The 16,230-nt window shown below is 32.4% G+C and carries 19 protein-coding genes and 1 other annotated feature; of the genes, 15 read left to right on the forward strand and 4 right to left on the reverse strand.

Translation table 11 applies throughout. The features are described 5' to 3' along the window. The first annotated feature begins 22 nt into the window (after nt 1–22). The 14 genes from gltX to mprF all read left to right on the forward strand — a co-directional run bounded on the left by gltX (nt 23) and on the right by mprF (nt 11,579). Nucleotides 23–1,510 carry a glutamate--tRNA ligase gene (gltX, locus tag NOU10_RS00180; protein ID WP_003700687.1) on the forward strand — a complete coding sequence of 496 codons (1,488 nt, stop codon included), beginning with the start codon at nt 23–25 and terminating at the stop codon, nt 1,508–1,510. A 153-nt stretch (nt 1,511–1,663) separates the two neighbouring features. Next, nucleotides 1,664–3,076: a cysteine--tRNA ligase gene (gene cysS, locus NOU10_RS00185; protein WP_250200493.1), complete on the forward strand. Its 1,413-nt coding sequence runs from the start codon at nt 1,664–1,666 to the stop codon at nt 3,074–3,076. Continuing rightward, nucleotides 3,069–3,476 carry a Mini-ribonuclease 3 gene (locus NOU10_RS00190; RefSeq protein ID WP_255905733.1) on the forward strand — a complete coding sequence of 136 codons (408 nt, stop codon included), beginning with the start codon at nt 3,069–3,071 and terminating at the stop codon, nt 3,474–3,476. Before cysS ends, NOU10_RS00190 begins: the two co-directional genes overlap by 8 nt. Beyond that, complete coding sequence (rlmB, locus tag NOU10_RS00195; protein WP_160944266.1) at nt 3,476–4,222, forward strand: 23S rRNA (guanosine(2251)-2'-O)-methyltransferase RlmB; 747 nt, start codon at nt 3,476–3,478, stop codon at nt 4,220–4,222. The genes NOU10_RS00190 and rlmB overlap by 1 nt, the downstream gene beginning before the upstream one ends. Nucleotide 4,223: 1 nt before the next feature. Continuing rightward, entirely contained in the window at nt 4,224–4,754 is a 531-nt protein-coding gene (locus NOU10_RS00200) for an NYN domain-containing protein (RefSeq protein ID WP_003700683.1), read from the forward strand. 64 nt (nt 4,755–4,818) lie between these two features. Beyond that, nucleotides 4,819–4,971 (forward strand): 50S ribosomal protein L33, encoded by a 153-nt coding sequence (gene rpmG, locus NOU10_RS00205; protein WP_003700682.1) that lies wholly within the window; start codon nt 4,819–4,821, stop codon nt 4,969–4,971. Between the two features lie 19 nt (nt 4,972–4,990). Continuing rightward, entirely contained in the window at nt 4,991–5,158 is a 168-nt protein-coding gene (secE, locus tag NOU10_RS00210; RefSeq protein ID WP_003700681.1) for a preprotein translocase subunit SecE, read from the forward strand. 114 nt (nt 5,159–5,272) lie between these two features. Further along, entirely contained in the window at nt 5,273–5,833 is a 561-nt protein-coding gene (nusG, locus tag NOU10_RS00215) for a transcription termination/antitermination protein NusG (protein ID WP_003702631.1), read from the forward strand. 122 nt (nt 5,834–5,955) lie between these two features. Beyond that, the gene (gene rplK / locus NOU10_RS00220; protein WP_003700679.1) at nt 5,956–6,381 is read left to right on the forward strand and encodes a 50S ribosomal protein L11; all 426 of its coding nucleotides are present in this window, start codon (nt 5,956–5,958) and stop codon (nt 6,379–6,381) included. 102 nt (nt 6,382–6,483) lie between these two features. After that, nucleotides 6,484–7,176 carry a 50S ribosomal protein L1 gene (gene rplA, locus NOU10_RS00225; protein WP_003700678.1) on the forward strand — a complete coding sequence of 231 codons (693 nt, stop codon included), beginning with the start codon at nt 6,484–6,486 and terminating at the stop codon, nt 7,174–7,176. 89 nt (nt 7,177–7,265) lie between these two features. Continuing rightward, nucleotides 7,266–7,385: a sequence feature (ribosomal protein L10 leader region), on the forward strand. 35 nt (nt 7,386–7,420) lie between these two features. Continuing rightward, on the forward strand, nt 7,421–7,924 hold the full coding sequence (rplJ, locus tag NOU10_RS00230) for a 50S ribosomal protein L10 (RefSeq protein WP_003706514.1): 504 nt from the start codon (nt 7,421–7,423) through the stop codon (nt 7,922–7,924). A 71-nt stretch (nt 7,925–7,995) separates the two neighbouring features. Next, entirely contained in the window at nt 7,996–8,364 is a 369-nt protein-coding gene (rplL, locus tag NOU10_RS00235; RefSeq protein ID WP_003702605.1) for a 50S ribosomal protein L7/L12, read from the forward strand. A 94-nt stretch (nt 8,365–8,458) separates the two neighbouring features. Further along, nucleotides 8,459–8,920 (forward strand): hypothetical protein, encoded by a 462-nt coding sequence (locus tag NOU10_RS00240; protein WP_250200490.1) that lies wholly within the window; start codon nt 8,459–8,461, stop codon nt 8,918–8,920. Between the two features lie 85 nt (nt 8,921–9,005). After that, entirely contained in the window at nt 9,006–11,579 is a 2,574-nt protein-coding gene (gene mprF, locus NOU10_RS00245) for a bifunctional lysylphosphatidylglycerol flippase/synthetase MprF (RefSeq protein WP_250200489.1), read from the forward strand. 76 nt (nt 11,580–11,655) lie between these two features. On the opposite strand, the gene nrdF is transcribed toward mprF, so the two are convergent. The 4 genes from nrdF to nrdH are packed head-to-tail and all read right to left on the reverse strand — an operon-like array spanning nt 11,656 to nt 15,416. Further along, nucleotides 11,656–12,636 carry a class 1b ribonucleoside-diphosphate reductase subunit beta gene (nrdF, locus tag NOU10_RS00250; protein ID WP_003703371.1) on the reverse strand — a complete coding sequence of 327 codons (981 nt, stop codon included), beginning with the start codon at nt 12,634–12,636 and terminating at the stop codon, nt 11,656–11,658. Nucleotides 12,637–12,653: 17 nt separating this feature from the next. Then, the gene (gene nrdE, locus NOU10_RS00255; RefSeq protein ID WP_003703365.1) at nt 12,654–14,825 is read right to left on the reverse strand and encodes a class 1b ribonucleoside-diphosphate reductase subunit alpha; all 2,172 of its coding nucleotides are present in this window, start codon (nt 14,823–14,825) and stop codon (nt 12,654–12,656) included. Then, the gene (gene nrdI, locus NOU10_RS00260; RefSeq protein WP_003700671.1) at nt 14,806–15,189 is read right to left on the reverse strand and encodes a class Ib ribonucleoside-diphosphate reductase assembly flavoprotein NrdI; all 384 of its coding nucleotides are present in this window, start codon (nt 15,187–15,189) and stop codon (nt 14,806–14,808) included. The genes nrdE and nrdI overlap by 20 nt, the downstream gene beginning before the upstream one ends. Beyond that, entirely contained in the window at nt 15,186–15,416 is a 231-nt protein-coding gene (gene nrdH / locus NOU10_RS00265; RefSeq protein WP_255905734.1) for a glutaredoxin-like protein NrdH, read from the reverse strand. Before nrdH ends, nrdI begins: the two co-directional genes overlap by 4 nt. Before the next feature lie 202 nt (nt 15,417–15,618). Between nrdH and NOU10_RS00270 the strand changes: the two genes are divergently transcribed. After that, on the forward strand, nt 15,619–16,230 hold the full coding sequence (locus NOU10_RS00270; protein ID WP_003703376.1) for a class I SAM-dependent methyltransferase: 612 nt from the start codon (nt 15,619–15,621) through the stop codon (nt 16,228–16,230).

The raw sequence follows: 16,230 nt of genomic DNA on the forward strand, positions 1-16,230 counted from the left end.
TTAAAGAAAGAAGTGCTTTAAAGTGGCAAAAAACAAGATACGTGTACGTTATGCTCCAAGTCCAACTGGACATTTGCATATTGGTAACGCAAGAACAGCTTTATTTAACTATTTATTTGCAAGACATAATAAAGGAACTTTTGTATTAAGAATCGAAGATACTGATACAAAGCGTAATATTGCAGATGGTGAAAAGAGCCAAATGGATAACTTGGAGTGGCTTGGTATTGATTGGGATGAAGGTCCTGATAAGCCAGGTAAGTACGGACCATATCGTCAATCTGAAAGAAAAGATATTTACAAGCCATTAATTCAAGAATTATTAGATAAAGATTTAGCTTATGAATCATTCATGACAGAGGAAGAATTACAAGCTCAACGTGAAGAACAAAAAGCTAGAGGAGAAGCTCCTCGCTATGTCTATGAATATGAAGGCATGTCTAAAGAAGAAATCAAGAAGGCTCAAGATGAAGCACGTGCTAAGGGATTAAAACCAGTTGTTCGTATTCGTGTGCCACACAACAAGACATACGAATGGGATGACATTGTAAAGGGAAAGATTAGCTTCTTATCTGACACAATTGGTGGAGATTTCGTTATTCAAAAACGTGATGGTATGCCTACATACAACTTTGCTGTTGTAGTAGACGATCATTTAATGGAAATTACTCATGTATTACGTGGGGATGATCATGTTGCTAATACACCAAAGCAATTAGTTGTATATGAAGCATTTGGTTGGAAAGCACCTGAATTTGGTCATATGTCCTTAATTATTAATACTGAAACTGGTAAGAAGTTAAGTAAACGTGACGAAACAGTGCTTCAATTTATAGAACAATATCGTGAACTAGGTTACTTACCTGATGCAATGTTTAACTTTATTACCTTATTAGGTTGGTCTCCTGTTGGCGAATCAGAAATCTTTAATAAACAAGAATTCATCAAGATGTTTGATGCAAAACGTTTGAGCAAATCTCCAGCAGCATTTGATGGTAAGAAATTAGAATGGATTAATAACCAATATGTAAAGGCTGCTAAAGAAGATGAAATTATGGATTCTTCATTACGTCAATTAATTAAGGCTGGTAAAGTACAAGCTGATCCAGATGCTTATACAATTGAATGGGCTAGAAAGCTGATTAGTCTTTACAAACAACAAATGTCTTATACAGGACAAATTGTAGAAATGGCAGATGTATTCTTTAATGAACCACCTGTTTTAAGTGAAGATGCTAAAAAAGAATTAGCTGATGAATCAGCTGCAATTGTACTAAAAGAATTTGCTGAACGTGTTAAAGATTTACCAATCTTTGATGCTGTTGAAATTCAGAATACAATTCGTTCTATTCAAAAGGATACAAAGATTAAGGGACGTAAACTCTACATGCCTATCCGTATCGCAACAACACGCGAAATGCATGGCCCAGAATTGGCACCATCAATCGAATTATTAGGTCGTGAAAAGGCATTGAAACATCTAAAGCAAACTTTAGAAGAAATGAACTAATCGTGTAGATATAGTATAATTAAAATGAGACAAGGTTGAGGCATATTTTTGTCGCAACCTTTTGTTTTATGTTTTATTATTAAGTTAAGAGTTAAGAAAAACGTTAATTGTGATATATTATTACGTTTTAATAGATTAGGAGTGATGAATTAGATGTTGCAATTGTATAATACATTAACTAATCAAAAAGAAAAATTTGAACCATTAAATCCTGGAAAAGTGACAATGTACGTCTGTGGCCCAACAGTGTATAACTATATTCATATTGGTAATGCTAGAAGTGCGGTTGCTTTTGATACAATCAGACGTTATTTAGAATATCGTGGTTTTGAAGTAAACTATGTTTCGAATTTTACAGACGTTGACGATAAAATCATTAAAGCAAGTCAAGAAATGAATCTTTCAGTTAAAGAAATAACTGAGAAATTTATTAATGCGTTTTATGAAGATACAAGTGCTTTGAATGTAAAGAAAGCTACATTGAATCCTCGAGTAATGGATAATATGGATGATATTATCAAGTTTATTGAAGTTTTAGTGCAAAAGGGATATGCATATGAATCTGCTGGAGATGTATATTATAAGACTAGAAAGTTTAAAGATTATGGTAAACTATCTGGACAATTAATAGATGATCTAGAACAAGGTGCTAGCAGTCGAGTTGAAGATATCGATCAAGATAAAAAACAAGATCCATTAGATTTCGCTCTTTGGAAAAAAGCAAAGCAAGGAGAAATATCTTGGGATTCTCCTTGGGGACAAGGACGTCCAGGGTGGCATATTGAATGTTCAGTAATGTCTACTAAATATTTAGGAGATACAATAGATATTCATGCTGGAGGACAAGATTTAGAATTCCCACACCATGAAAATGAGATTGCACAAAGTGAAGCAAAGACTGGCAAAAAATTTGCTAGATATTGGTTACATAATGGATTTGTAACAATTGGTGAAGAAGATCAAAAAATGAGTAAATCTTTAGGAAATTTTGTAACAGTACATGATTTACTAAAGAAAGTAAACCCTCAAGTTATTAGATTCTTTATGTCAACAACACAATATCGTCGACCTATCCGATATAGTTCTGCTAATTTAGATGAAGCAAAAGTCAATTTAAATAAATTGCAGACAGCTTATGAAAACTTAAGTTATCGTTTAAAAGATAGTGTAGAAGGAAACGATAAAGAAGTAGAATCTAATTTTGCTAATCTTGAAAAAGATTTTGTTAAAGTTATGGATGATGATTTTAATGTACAAAATGGGATTTCTGTTGTTTATGAAATGGCTAAACAACTAAATGTCTATTCAGAAAAAGAAAAGGTATATACTGATACTATTAATAACTTAATTAACACTTATAAGAAAGTCGTAGAAATTTTTGGTATAAGTTTTAATGAAGAAAAAGAATTGTTAGATGATACGATTGAGCAACTTATCCAAGAAAGAAATGAAGCAAGAAAAAATAAGAACTTCAAACGTAGCGATGAAATAAGAGATCTACTAAAAGAACAAGGAATAATTTTAGAAGATACAGCACAAGGTACAAGGTGGAAGAGAAATGATTAAAGAAGATGTAGACTATAATCAAATGAATGGGATTGCATTAGCATATATGGGCGATGCAATTTATGAAATTTATATTCGAAGACACTTACTAGCTAAGGGTTTAACTAAACCGACAAAGCTACATCACAAGGCTACGCATTATGTATCTGCAAAGTCACAAGCTTTTTTAATCGAAAAAATGCAAGAGCAAAATGTTTTGAATGATGAAGAGTTAGAATTCTTTAAGCGTGGTAGAAATGCCAAAAGTCATACTTCTGCAAAAAACACTTCAGTTGTAACTTACAGAATTTCTACAGGCTTCGAAGCATTATTTGGTTATCTATATCTAAGTGATCAAATCGAAAGATTAGAGGAATTAGCAGATTGGTGTATTAATACAGTAGAGAAAGAAGGGAAATAATGAAAGAAGAGCAAAAAGATTTTATTATTGGACGTCATCCTGCTATGGCGGCTTTAAAAAAGAAAGATAGCAATATTAATAAAGTTTTTGTTCAAGAAGGATTAAAGGCGGATGCTATTCAGGAAATATATACTTTAGCTAAAGCCCGAAAGTTAGTAGTTTCTAGAGTCCCTAAAACTAAACTTGATAATTTAGTAAATGGACAAAATCACCAAGGTGTAGTGATTGCTATAGCATCATATAGTTATGCTACAATTGATGATTTGTTTGAAAAAGCTCGTAGTAAAAATGAAGATCCTTTTTTCTTGATTTTAGATGGAATTGAAGATCCACATAATTTAGGTTCAATTATGAGAACCGCAGATGCAGCAGGGGTTCACGGAATTATCATTCCCAAAAGACGTGCAGTGCAGTTGACTTCAGTTGTGGCAAAAACGTCAACAGGTGCTATTGAACATGTACCTGTTGTGAGAGTTACCAATTTAGTGCAAACTGTTAAAGAATTAAAAGAACAGGGAGTATGGATTTTTGGAACTGATATGGAAGGAACTGATTTTAGAAAGTGGAGTGCTAAGGGAGCAACAGCTTTGGTAATAGGCAATGAAGGTAAAGGGATTTCTCCACTTTTGAAGAAAACTTGCGATGAAATGTTAACTATCCCAATGATAGGACATGTTCAAAGTTTAAATGCAAGTGTAGCTGCTAGTCTGTTAATATATCAAGGATTTACTTCAAGAGGAAATTAGTATGAAAAAAAATATCTTGATTGTTGATGCATATAACATGATAGGAAATTGGCCTCAATTAGATAAATTAAAGAAAAGTGATAGACTAGAGGATGCTAGGGATTTACTTTTGAAAATATTATCTAATTATCGTAAACAGGCTAATACTGAAATTATTGTAGTATTTGATGCGATGTATGTACCTGGTATGACTAAACAATATGAACAATATGATTTACAAGTTGTATGGACAGCGGAAGATCAAACAGCAGATACTTATATTGAATCATTGGCTGGAAGATTACAAACACCATTGACACAGGTAAGAGTAGCAACAAGTGATCAAGCTGAACAATGGACAATTTTTTCTCAAGGAGCATTGAGACTTCCAGCGTGGGAATTATATCAGGAAATAAAAAGATCCAAAAAAGAGGTTAGACAACAGGCAAAGATATATCAAAATCAAAAAGCCGCAAGACGTTTAACTTGGAATGATGATCAATTAGAAAAATTAGCTGAGTATCGGGATAAATTAATGGGAAAAGAAAAATAGTGTGATTGACATTTTAGGATATATCATGATAGAGTTTATTTGATTCAGTGTAAAGGAGTAATTTATGGCTAATAAGAAAAAAGTAGCACTTGCTTGTTCTGAATGTGGTTCACGTAATTATACAATTACTGAAAATCCAAATCGTACAGAAAGACTAGAAGTACAAAAGTTTTGTAAGTATTGTGGTAAGCATACGTTACACAGAGAGACAAAGTAATTGCTGAGGAGTGATTTAATTGAAGTTTCTAAAGAATGTTATTAAAACTATGAAAGATACAACATGGTTGAATGCAAAGGAAACAAGAAGGGATACAACTACTGTTATTATTTCTTCATTGCTATTTATAGGCTTTTTTGCCGTTGTGGACTGGGTTATTCAATCAGCCTTATCATTACTTGTATAGTTATTTGATATTATATCTAGCAATAAAAGAAAACATTTGCTATAATTACGAAAGAAAGCCCCGGGATTCGTGGAGGCTTTTTTATTTTCAATAAATTTAGAAAGGAATGGAAAAATGGCACATACAGTAGAATCAGTTGAAAAGAAATGGTATGTTTTACATACTTATGCAGGATACGAAAACAAGGTTAAAGAAAATTTAGAATCAAGAGCAACTTCAATGGGGATGGAAGATTACATTTTTAGAGTAGTTGTTCCTGAAGAAGAAAAGCATGAAACTACTAAAACAGGGAAAGAAAAAGTAGAAAAATTAAAAACATTCCCAGGATATGTATTAGTAGAAATGGTAATGACTGATCAATCATGGTATGTTGTTAGAAATACTCCTGGCGTAACTGGATTTGTAGGTTCACATGGATCAGGAAGTAAGCCAGCACCACTATTAGATGAAGAAATTAATCATATTCTACATGAATTAGGAATTAGTTCACGTCATTCTAACTTTGATGCTGAAGTAGGGGATGCAGTTACTATTATTGATGGTGCATTTTCTGGTTTAGTTGGTAAGATTACAGAAATTGATACTGAAAAGATGAAATTAAAAGTTGATATTGATATGTTTGGCCGCGAAACAGCAGCTGAATTGAATTATGATCAAGTAGATAAATTAGTATAATAAATACTTGCATGGATGAAATACAAATGATATAATTCATAAGTATGATTTTTATCATACAAGTGGGAGGCTAAATTTTTTATAGCCATCCGTACCACACACGGAAAGAGGAGGTTTTTACCGTGGCAAAGAACGTAGTAAACGTTGTTAAATTACAAATTCCTGCTGGAAAAGCAACTCCAGCTCCACCAGTTGGTCCTGCATTAGGTCAAGCAGGTATCAACATTATGGGATTCACAAAGGAATTCAATGCTCGTACAGCAGATCAAGCTGGTATGATCATTCCTGTTGTGATTAGTGTATACGAAGATCGTTCATTCGACTTCGTTACAAAGACACCACCTGCTGCTGTATTACTTAAAAAAGCTGCTGGTGTAGAAAAGGGATCTGGCGAACCTAACATGAAGAAAGTTGCTACTGTAACTAAAGATCAAGTTAAGGAAATCGCAGAAACAAAGATGCAAGATCTAAACGCTGCAGACGTTGAAGCTGCAATGCGCATGATTGAAGGTACTGCACGAAGCATGGGCTTTGTTGTAGAAGACTAATTTCTACGGCCACGCTTCTCAGACGGATACTCTATGAAAGTAGATGTATCAAGTGGGAGGTTTATCCGATAGACCACATATTGCAAGGAGGAAATTTCACTAATGGCTAAGAAAAAAAGTAAAAAGTATTTAGAAGCTGCTAAGCAAGTTGAAGAAGGCAAGTTGTACAATGCTTCTGAAGCATTTGGCTTAGTAAAGAAGATTGATTTTGCAAACTTTGATGCTACTATCGAAGTTGCATTCAACTTAAACGTTGATACAAAACAAGCTGATCAACAATTACGTGGTGCTATGGTTTTACCAAATGGTACTGGTAAAGATCAAACAGTTGTTGTATTTGCTAAAGGTGCAAAAGCACAAGAAGCTAAGGATGCAGGCGCAGACGTTGTTGGTGACGACGACTTAGTTGCACGTATCCAAGACGGTTGGTTGGACTTTGATGTTGCTATTGCAACACCAGATATGATGGCACAAGTTGGTCGTTTAGGTCGTGTATTGGGACCTAAAGGCTTAATGCCAAACCCTAAGACTGGTACAGTTACAATGGATGTAACAAAGGCTGTTACAGATGCTAAGTCTGGACAAGTTACATACCGTACAGACCGTGACGGTAACGTACATGTTCCATTGGGTAAAGTATCATTTACAGAAGAAGCACTTGAAGGTAACTTCAAAGCTGTTTATGATGTAATTGCTAAGGCTCGTCCTGCATCTGTTAAAGGTGTTTACATCAAGCATGTTTCTGTTGCTTCTACATTTGGACCAAGTGTTACATTAGATACAACAGCACTTTAATTTAAATAATGAGGTGGGAAGATAAATTCTTCTCACTTTTTTATTATTTTTTCTTGACACTTATAATAGGCTATGGTAACCTATTAAAGGTCAAGTTAATAATTCTACCTAAGACTCAGGTGGCTAACGCCTTAAATTTATGCCTGCCGAGGAGTAAACGTATCTCTCTCTGTGTCTTGGTGTGGACATAGAGCTTTTTATTTATAAAAAGCTTTTGACACAATGACTAGGAGGTGAATTAATAATGAGTAAGGAAATTATCGCAAAGAAAGCTGCTATCGTTGAAGAAGTTTTTGAAAAATTCCAAAGTGCTTCTTCTGCTGTAGTTGTTGACTACCGTGGCTTAACTGTTGAAGAAGTTACTGATTTACGTAAGCAACTTCGTGAAGCTGGTGTAGAAATGCGTGTTATCAAGAATACATTCTTGAAGCGTGCAGCTGACAAGGCAGGTTATGAAGGTTTAGATGATACATTCTCTGGCCCTACTGCTGTTGCATTTGGTGGTGAAGACATCACTGCACCTGCTCGTATTATGGCTAAATTTGCAGAGGATCATGAAGCTTTAGAAATTAAAGGTGGTATGATCGAAGGTAAGATTGCTTCTCTTGAAGAAATCAACGCTCTTGCTAAATTACCAAACCGCGACGGATTACTTTCAATGCTATTATCTGTATTGCAAGCTCCAGTTCGCAACTTTGCTTATGCAGTTAAAGCTGTTGCTGACAGCAAAGACGAAGATGCAGCATAATTCTAAATTATTAGTTGCATAAATTACAATTAACAAAAAAAGAATTTTATCTATGTATGGAGGAAAATAAAATGGCATTAGATACAGAAAAGATTATTGCTGACTTAAAAGAAGCTAGCATTCTTGAATTAAACGACTTAGTAAAAGCTATCGAAGAAGAATTTGGTGTTTCCGCTGCTGCTCCAGTTGCAGTTGCAGGTGCTGCAGGTGCAGACGGTGCTGCAGAAAAGGATTCATTTGATGTTGAATTAACAGATGCAGGTTCTGCAAAAGTTAAAGTTATCAAGGCAGTTAAGGATATCACAGGTCTTGGTTTGAAAGATGCTAAGGGCTTAGTTGATGGTGCTCCTTCCGTAATTAAAGAAGGCGTTGCTAAGGACGAAGCAGAAGAATTGAAGGCTAAACTTGAAGAAGTTGGCGCAAAGGTAACATTGAAATAATTTATTTTAATTTTACTTTTAGAGATCAGTTTAACGACTGGTCTCTTTTTTCATATATAAGTAATTATCTTATCCAGGAAAGAAGGTGGAATAGGTGAGTACTTTAGATAATATGGCTCATGCAAGTAACGAAAGAAGAAATCAAAATATAATGAAGTTACGTCAAGCATTTAATGATGAAAAATATAATACGATAAGTCAAGCTGCTAAAGGTACGGGATATACGTATCAAACTGTAAAAAAATGGGCTATTGATGGAGATATTCCACTCCTTGATGAGAATGGAACTTCAATAGTTAAAATCACTGAGGATAATCAAAGAAATGTAAATGAGAAACGTAGAATTGAGCATATAAACAAATTAAATGAAATATTTCATAAAAAAGAAGCTATAACTGTTTCTGCGTGTGCTAGTAAATTAGGTTATCCAGAGGAAACAATAATTTCATGGGCGAAACAAGGAGAAATACCATTGTTAATGGCAAATAATGAATTAGTAGTTCCATTTAACGAGTACAATCGTCCGTATTGGTTAGATAGTGATGATTTTCTTTAGGATTTAGTAATTTTTAATTTCCTTTACAATCTTGATTAATTACTACGTATTAGTGATAATAGAGAGAGGGATTGGAGGATGTAACATGAAAAAAGTTAAGGATTTTATCAAACAAAAATCCACAATTTTACAATTAATGTTTGTAGCTTCAGTATTAATATTAGTTTTAGTGGAAATTAGTAAAATTATTAGGGATGTTGACTGGAATCAGGTTAGTGATGGCTTGCTTAGTCAGTCAATTTTTTCAATTATTATGATGCTAATTCTAGGAATGTTTTCTGTTACTCCAATGCTGATTTATGATATTTCGATAACTTCTTTTTTATCAGAAAAGTTTAATTGGAAATATATTTTAAAGAGTGGTTGGATAACAAATACTTTCACTAATATTGCAGGTTTTGGGGGGATATTAGGAGCTACATTAAGGGCTAGTTTTTATGGTAAAAAATCTAGTAAAAAACAGGTTTTGTATGCTATATCTAAGATTGCTCTATTTTTATTAGCAGGATTATCAATATATTGCTGGGTATCGTTATTTATAATCTTTGGTTTACATATAGGTGTAGGGTTAACTAAATATTGGATTTGGTTAGTCGGTGGGGGTCTGTATTTTCCATTGTTATTTAGCATTACTAAATTCAAAAACAATGCCTTCTTTGGTGATCTTACGTTAAAAAAAGAACTATTTTTAATAATGGGTTCTTGTTTGGAATGGGCAGGCGCAGGTCTATTTTTCATATATATTGGATTAGTTTTAGGGGTAAAATTCAATATACTTGAAATATTTGCTTTGTATATTATTGCGTCCGTTTTTGGGGTTATATCAATGGTTCCTGGTGGATTAGGTTCATTTGATGTTTTTATCATCCTAGGAATGGAAAGTATAGGCATAGGTAATGCCGATGTAATTGTATGGTTGCTATTTTTCCGTATATTTTACTATATTGTGCCATTTTTTGTAGGTACTATTTTATTTGTGCATACTTTAGGTAATAAAGTGAATGAGTACTTCGATGGTATTCCAAGTGCATTATTACAAAAAACGGCTCATATATTAATTACAATTTTTATGTATGCATCTGGCATAATAATGTTAATAGAAGCAGCTGTTCCAAGTTTTGCTTTTTCTAACTTTATTCTGGTCAAGTTATATCCATTAACATTTTTATTCTTACATCAAATGACAGACGTGATATTTGCTTTCTTGCTAATTGCAATGGGTAGAGGTTTTGAATCTAGAGTTAAAAAATCATTTTGGCCAACGATAATAGTTTTAGGAATAGGAATTGTTAATACTTTATGGAGGGTTTATACTCCAGGTTTAGCATGGTTTTTAATCTTTATTATGGCTTGTGTGATCCTCTCAAGAAAAGAACTTTATCGAGAACAATTACGTTATTCATTTGGAAAAATGTTTGTAGATGGTGGAATATTTACAGTAACATTTTTGTTGTATTTGTTAGTTGGATTCTTGAATTTCAGACCAATAGGACATAAAAGTATCCCAGTACCAGAAGTTTTAATTTTTCAAGGACAGCAAATATGGTTGTCAGGTTTTATGGGAATGATTTTAGCTGGCATAATAATGTTAATAATTATAACTAGCTTTACATCAGATACTGATCCGTTTAGAAAGATGAATTTCGATAAAAAGAGAATTAAAAAAATTATAGATAATTATTCTGGCAATGAAGTTAGTCATTTAGCCTTTTTAAGAGATAAAAATATTTATTATTACAGAGTTAATGGTGAAGATATAATGTATTTCATGTATCGCAGGAAAAATGACAAGTTAATTTTTATGGGAGAACCTGTGGGAAATATGGATTATTTAAAAGATGCCATTAAGGAACTAATGACACAAGCAGATTACTATGGCTATGAATTAGTTTTCTATGAAATAAATTCTAAATTAACCATGTTGTTACATGATTTAGGCTTTGACTTTATAAAGAATGGTGAAGAAGGATATGTAACTTTGAAGGACTTTTCACTGTCAGGTAAGAAAAAACGTGGTGAGAGGGCATTAATCAACAAATTCGAGCGTGAAGGATATACTTTTGAAATGATAGAACCTCCGTTTTCTAAAGAGTTGATTCAAGAGTTAAAACAAGTTTCTGACAGTTGGTTAGATGGTCAGTTAGAGAAGGGCTTTTCATTGGGTTTTTTTGATGAATATTACCTAAATCAAGCTAATATAAGTATTATTAAAGATGCTGATAATAAAATTGTTGCATTTGCTTCAATGATGCCTATGGATGATAAGACTTTATCAATAGACTTAATGAGACATAGTAAGCAAGCCCCTTCTGGAATAATGGATAAAATTTTCATTACCTTATTTGAGTATGGTAAAGAAAATGGTTATGAACGTTTTGATATGGGAATGGCACCATTAGCTAATGTAGGGACTTCTCAGTATAGTTTTATTGAAGAAAGAGCTGCACATTTTATTTATGAGTATGGATATTCATTTTATGGTTTCCAAGGCTTAAGAGATTACAAAGATAAATATGTCAGTTATTGGTTGCCTAAGTATACTGCTTATAGAAAGAGAAGTTCAATTATCTCTACAATGCTAGAAGTAACAAGCGTTGTTAATAGTAAGAGAAGAGAACAATTTAGAAGAGAGATTTCATTTTCAAGATTCTGGTCATAAAAATTATTAATTTAATATAGTATAAAAAATATCCTCGTCAATTTTCAGATCGATTGACGAGGATATTTTTATTTATCTATTTATCAGAGTTATCATCAAAGTTAAATAAGTAATCAGAATCTTCCATTGCTTCAACGTCACCAAGGAGATATCCATTACCAACTTGAGAGAAGAAGTCATGGTTAGATGTAGAAGTTGAAATACCATTCATAACGACTGGATTAACATTTTGTGCATATCCATCAGCAAATAGTGGATCCATACCTAAGTTCATTAATGCTTTATTAGCATTATAACGAAGGAAAACTAATACATCATCAGTCCAACCAACTTTGTCATAAAGTAAGTGAGTATATTTTTCTTCATTTTCGTATAACTCATAAAGCAAATCGTACATCCAAGAAGTAAATTCTTCTTGTTCATCATCAGATAGTTCATTAAAGCCTAATTGAAACTTATATCCAATGTAAGTACCATGAACCGATTCATCGCGAAGAATTAGTTTAATAATTTCTGCTACGTTGGCTAATTTATTATGACCTAACCAATATAGTGGAGTATAGAATCCTGAATAAAATAAAAATGTTTCTAAAAATACAGAAGCAACTTTCTTTTGTAAAGGACTACCGTTTTGATAAATTTCATTGATACGATTAGCTTTATATTGCAAGATTTCATTAGAATTTGTCCAATCAAAGATTTCTTCAATTTCCTTAGGAGTATTTAATGTAGAAAAAATTGAAGAATAACTTTTAGCATGAACTGATTCCATAAATTCAATGTTATTCATAACAGCTTCTTCGTGTTGTGTACGAACATCTTTCTTCAATGAAGACATACCATCTTGGGATTGAAGTGTATCTAATAAAGTTAAACCACCGAATACTTTACCAACGACGTCTTTGTCATCTTCATTAAATTCACGCCAATCAGATAAGTCATTGGATAAAGGAATACGTGTATCTAACCAGAATTGTTCAGTAAGTTTTTCCCACGTAGCTTTATCAATTTCATCTTCTAAAGCATTCCAATTAATAGCGGTATATGATTTAGTCATTATCTAATTCTTCCTTTCTAAATTGAACAACTTTCGCATTCATTTGCACCAACTTCAGATGCATCATCAGTAAAAGTACGTACATAGTAAATAGATTTAACACCTTTATAATGTGCATAATTGCGAAGAATAGATAAATCTCTAGTTGTCATTTTATCAGTTCTTCCATTCTTCCACTCATATAAACCTGCTGGAATTGTTGAACGCATAAATAATGTTAAACTCATACCTTGATCAACATGTTGTTGAGCTGCTGCATAAGTATCGATAACTTTACGCATATCAGTATCGTATGCTGATTTGTAATAAGGTAAAGTTTCATTTGACAAGTAAGGTGCAGGATAGTAAATCTTTCCAATTTTTCTTTCTTGACGTTCTTCAATTCTATTGATGATAGGGTGTAGACTAGCTGTTGTGTCATTGATATATGAAATAGAGCCATTAGGTGCTACAGCTAATCTGTTTTGATGATATAAGCCGTATTTCATAACATTTTCTTTAAGACTAGTCCAGTCAGATTTTGTAGGTATAAAGATACCATCAAATAATTCTTTAACACGTGCATTTTTTGGTGCAAATTCTTGATTTAAATAAGTATCAAAGTAACTACCGTCAGCATATTTACTATTTTCAAAATTATCAAAAGTAACTTTTCTTTCTTTTGCAATTTTGTTTGAAGCTACTAAAGTCCAATAGTTTAGTAACATGAAATATACACTAGTAAATTCAAGAGCTTCAGGTGATCCATATTCAATTTGATTTTTAGCAAGGTAAGCATGTAACCCCATAGCACCTAAACCGATAGTATGAGCTAATCGATTTCCATGTTGGATTGATGGAACAACATCAATATCCGATTTATCAGTAACAAAAGTTAAAGCTCTAGTCATAACTTCAACAGATTTACCGAAGTTAGGTGATGCCATAAGATTAACAATATTAGTAGAACCTAAGTTACAACTAATATCTGTCCCTAGAACTTCATATTCTTGACGATTATTAATTACTGAAGCACGTTGAACTTGTAAAATTTCGGAACATAAATTACTCATAACAATTTTTCCAGAAATAGGATTTACTCTATTAGCAGTATCTATGTTAATAACATAAGGATATCCAGATTCTTGTTGTAACTTAGAAATTTGTTCTTCTAAATCACGAGCTTTAATAACTTTCTTAGGAATATTTGGATTAGCAACCATATTATCATATTCTTTAGTGATATCCACATAAGAAAATGGTTTGTGGTAAACACGTTCAACTCCCCAAGGATCAAAAAGATACATGTCTTCATTTTTAGCTACTAATTCGTAGTATTTATCTGGAACTACTAATCCTAATGAAAGGGTCTTTACACGAATTTTTTCATCAGCATTTTCTTTTTTAGCAGATAAAAATGCTTCTATATCAGGATGGAAGACATTTAAATAAACAGCACCAGCACCTTGACGTTGACCAAGTTGGTTTGAATATGTAAAGCTATCTTCAAGTAACTTCATAACAGGAACGACACCAGATGCAGCTCCATGAATTCCTTTAATAGGAGCACCAGCACCGCGTAAATTGGAAAGATTAATACCAACACCACCGCCAATACGTGATAATTGTAGGGCAGAATTAATATTTCTTCCGATTGAATTCATGTCATCAGTCATTTGGATTAAGAAACAAGATACCAGTTCTCCACGACGTTTACGACCGGCATTCAAGAAACTTGGAGTAGCAGGTTGATATCTTTGATGGATTAATTCATCGGCTAATTCTAAAGCTAATTTTTCATCTCCATCACCAAAATAAAGAGCGTTAGTAGCAACTCTATCTATAAAGTTTTCTAAATAGTAGGCATTATCGTCAGTTTTTAAAGCGTACTGAGCATAAAATTTATATGCTGCCATAAAAGTTTTAAAATGAAAATCTTCTTTTTTTAGGTAATCATATAATTTTTCGATAAATTCAAATGAATATTTAGAAATAAATTCTTCTTCATAGTAGTTATTTTGAATTAAATAATTAATTCGTTCCTTAATCGAAGAAAATTGTTTAGTATTAGGCTTAACATTTTCATTTAAAAAGGCTTCAAGAGCCTCTTTATCTTTTCCTAATTGGATTTGACCATTTACAGGAATATTTATTTCATTATTTAAATCAAAGTAAGTAACTTTACTAATATCAATGTCCTTTAGACTCAAGTTCCTTCACCGCTTTCTTAAAATTTGAAACATCAGTAGGAGTTCCATTAAATTCAAATGCATAAATTAATGGAACGTGATATTCGTAAGATAGATTCTTTGCTGTAAAGATAAATAATTCAGCAAAGTTACGATTACCAGTTCCAACAATTCCTTTAAGATAATGACTATTATTTTGATACTCTAAAAAGTCATTTATGGGTTCTGTTATCTGTTTATCATAAGTAGGTGTAATTAATACAAAGGGATCATTTACTTCAAAAAAAGGATTGGCAGCATCTATTTCAAAATATTCATAGTTGCTGCCTAATTTTTTGATAAATCTTTTTGTTTGTCCAGTTACCGTGAAGTAAACTATTTTCATTGAGCAATCAACTTCTTCAATAAGTCTGGACGGAAACCATTTACGATAGGGGAATCATTTTCTTCCAACACAGGTACAGCTTGGAAACCCTTGTTCTTTAAATAGTCAATATATTCAGGATTTTCGGAAATGTTGTGTTCTTTAAACTCAACGTTATGTTGTTTTAAAAATTTTTTTGTCATTTTACATTGAATACAATTGTTTTTAGTGAATAAATCTAATTTCATAAAAACTACCTCCGTAACTTCTTCGTGTATTTAGTATACAATATATAGAGAAAAATTCAAGTCTAACTACACCATATATTGTGGATTTTTAATGATAGTGTCCGACATGTTGTGTTAATGGGAATTTTGGTAAAAACAATAATTTGCTAAGGTAGAAAAAAATGCGTATTATTATAGATATAAATTACAGGAGAAAAAGACAATGACTAATTATTATTATTCTTCAAACCCAGACGTAGAACATAAAGAAAAAAAGTGGAATTTCGAATTGCTGGGAAATAACATACATTTTACAACAGATAATGGAGTTTTTTCAAAAAATACGGTTGATTTTGGTACAAGAGTACTATTAGAAACTATTGATGCTAATTTAGATTTAGATAATAAAAAAATACTAGATATGGGTTGCGGCTATGGCCCTATTGGATTGTCAATAGCAAAAGCATATCCAAATAGTCAGGTAGATATGGTAGATGTCAATGAACTAGCCCTTGAATTAGCCAAGAAAAATGCAGCAAATAATAATATAAATAACGTTAAAATTTTTAAATCTAGTCAATATGAAGATATTAATGAAACTGATTATGATTTGATAATTACAAATCCACCTATAAGAGCGGGAAAAGATGTTGTTCATGGGATTTTAGCAGGATCAAAGCAACATCTAAATCTTGGTGGCAGTATTGTAGCTGTAATTCAAAAGAAACAAGGTGCACCTTCTGCAATAAAGAAATTAAATGAAGTATTTGAAAATTGTCAAACCTTAAATAAGAAGAAAGGATATTTTATTTTACAAAGTGAAATGATTAAATAG

Origin of the sequence: Ligilactobacillus sp. MP3, from assembly GCF_024436335.1 — a bacterium.
GTDB lineage: Bacteria > Bacillota > Bacilli > Lactobacillales > Lactobacillaceae > Ligilactobacillus > Ligilactobacillus salivarius.